General features: G+C 45.2%; 3 protein-coding genes. All 3 read right to left on the reverse strand.

Going from position 1 to position 2,092, the window contains the following annotated elements:
* Positions 1-336 (reverse strand): M14 family zinc carboxypeptidase (locus A3729_RS13515; protein ID WP_255376395.1); only part of this gene is annotated, 336 nt, incomplete at its 3' end.
* A 37-nt stretch (positions 337-373) separates the two neighbouring features.
* The gene (locus A3729_RS13520; RefSeq protein ID WP_068507721.1) at positions 374-1,471 is read right to left on the reverse strand and encodes an alpha/beta hydrolase; all 1,098 of its coding nucleotides are present in this window, start codon (positions 1,469-1,471) and stop codon (positions 374-376) included.
* Positions 1,471-2,092: GNAT family N-acetyltransferase (locus A3729_RS13525; protein WP_156497949.1), on the reverse strand; the 622-nt coding region annotated here is incomplete at its 5' end. The genes A3729_RS13520 and A3729_RS13525, both read right to left, overlap by 1 nt.

A 2,092-nucleotide genomic window follows, 5' to 3' on the forward strand; every position in this document is an offset into this window, starting at 1 on the left:
CCCGCCAGGATTAACTATCGGCAAAAACACTAAGTTCATTGCTTCTAATTGTTTGGCGACCACCACATCCCAAGACATTCGCGACAGCAGCATCTCTAGGTACGACAGCAAAACTTGTGTACCGATACGCTCGATCCCATGAACACCCGCCGAAATAATAACGGTCGGCAGCCCCGGGCGATAAGGTGTCATTTCAATGCTATACAGTGGCAGCTGATGACCGGCTAAATCAATATTCGCTTCGGTATTAACAACCAGAGGGTGCTTAGTGTGGGAAATAATCTGCTCTAACTGCCAAAGCTCAGGCAGCCGTTTTTTTATTTTATTTTTATTCATCAATATATCCGTATAAGCCGTACTCTCTCAAGATTGTCTATCTCGTGTAAGCATGGTGGTCTTCAAAAAAGAATGAAAAGCCTTTGACGATACGCCAGACATCAAATACCTGCCTTAAGCTAAAGCATGTATCACCATGGCTAATAAAAGGAGTGACCACTAAATCAACGTCTTTTTTCATCTCGCGTAGTTTGCGGTATAAGAGCTCTGACTGCCCGCAGGGAATGACATTGTCTGCCGCGCCATGCAGCAGAAAAACCTTGGCACTCAAATCATCTAAGCGAGAGACAATATCCAGAGCCTCTAATTCTTCTGATAGAGGCGTTTTCGCTTTCGAAAAAAGTAGTTCCCGGTACTGTGAGTCGCTCAAAACACGATGCACCAGACTCGCTTCACTCTGGCTTAATTGGTCGATGCATTGCCCTAAAGTAATATTACTACCCGGCTCCGGCTTGTTTTCTATATCAAGCAGGGTCGTTTCATTAATATTGTCCTGAATCGCTGCATCCAAGGCTTGTTGTAAAGCCAGGCAATTCTCATTGACCTTCGCCTCCATCACCATTGGGATAATTTTCTTCAGTACAATATAACGCCCATAGGGGTCTGCATCGGTATCGGTCAGCAAGTAGTTCATCACCGAATCAACTTCCGTAAATGCACCAATGGCACACACCGAGATGATTCGGTCTTTAACACGTTCATCCGCTGCAGCAGCCAAACATATGGCACCGGAAAAAGACGGCGCAAGAACACTCAGCCTACCCGAAGAACATAAGTGCGACTGATCCACCAACGCACTTAATATATCTGCAACCAAGTCGATCTGCCGAGGATCAATCTTCAAAGTTTTGATTGACTGAACATCAGGAGAAACCACTCTAAAGCCGACATGACATAGCGACTGACAAAGTGTAACGATACGAGAATCGTCTTTTCCAAAAGGAGACATGCCGTGAAAGAACGCAATGCATCCCTTCGGTTTTATATGCGGTTCATAGACATCAACACTGACGCAGCTGCTATCAATATCACTCCCCTCAAGATAAAGCAGTTCGCTACGGGCAGACTTCTCGCCCGACGCCTGCTCACCATGCAATGTCCACATCACATTCAATGCTTGCCAGGCCGCACGCATTATTTATCTTCCTGTTGTTCAATAACTTCAGGGATATAGCGCTTACGCTTCTTTTCCTTGATCTTACTGACATCGACCATCACTAAACCGTCGATACAATCACCAAAGTCAGGGTCAACACCAAAGCCCAAGAACTTTAGGCCACCCGGTTCACATAGGTCGCTATACTGCTTGTACAAAGTCGGCACGCTACAGCCCATATTCGACAAGATGTTCTTAAGAATCATAAAGTCTTCTTTATAATCCGTACCTGAAAAATTCTGGCTCAAGGCATCAAGCAGATCGTTTGAGAGCAAATAGGGGTGCTTCGATACAGCCTTAGGCCGAGATTCCGTCTCGTCAAAGCTGCCAAAATAAAGAGTGAAGAAGTAAACTAATAAATCTTTTGCTGCTTTAGGCAGGTCGTTCGAGATACTGACCGGACCATATAAGTATTTCACATCAGGGTTCTTGCTTAAGTAAGAACCGATGCCATACCAAAGGTAATCCAAACTTCGTTTGCCCCAATACTTAGGCTGAACAAAACTTCGCCCAAGTTCCGCCCCTTGCTTTAGTAGAGGAAGCATTGACTCGTCATAATCAAAAAGGCTGGCGCTGTATAAGCCCTGAATACCCTGCTGT

The organism is Oleiphilus sp. HI0043, assembly GCF_001634935.1.

Excerpts from the sequence above, each read along its gene's own strand:
- A3729_RS13520 (WP_068507721.1), bottom strand. The coding sequence starts at position 1,471 with ATGCGTGCGGCCTGGCAAGCATTGAATGTGATGTGGACATTGCATGGT.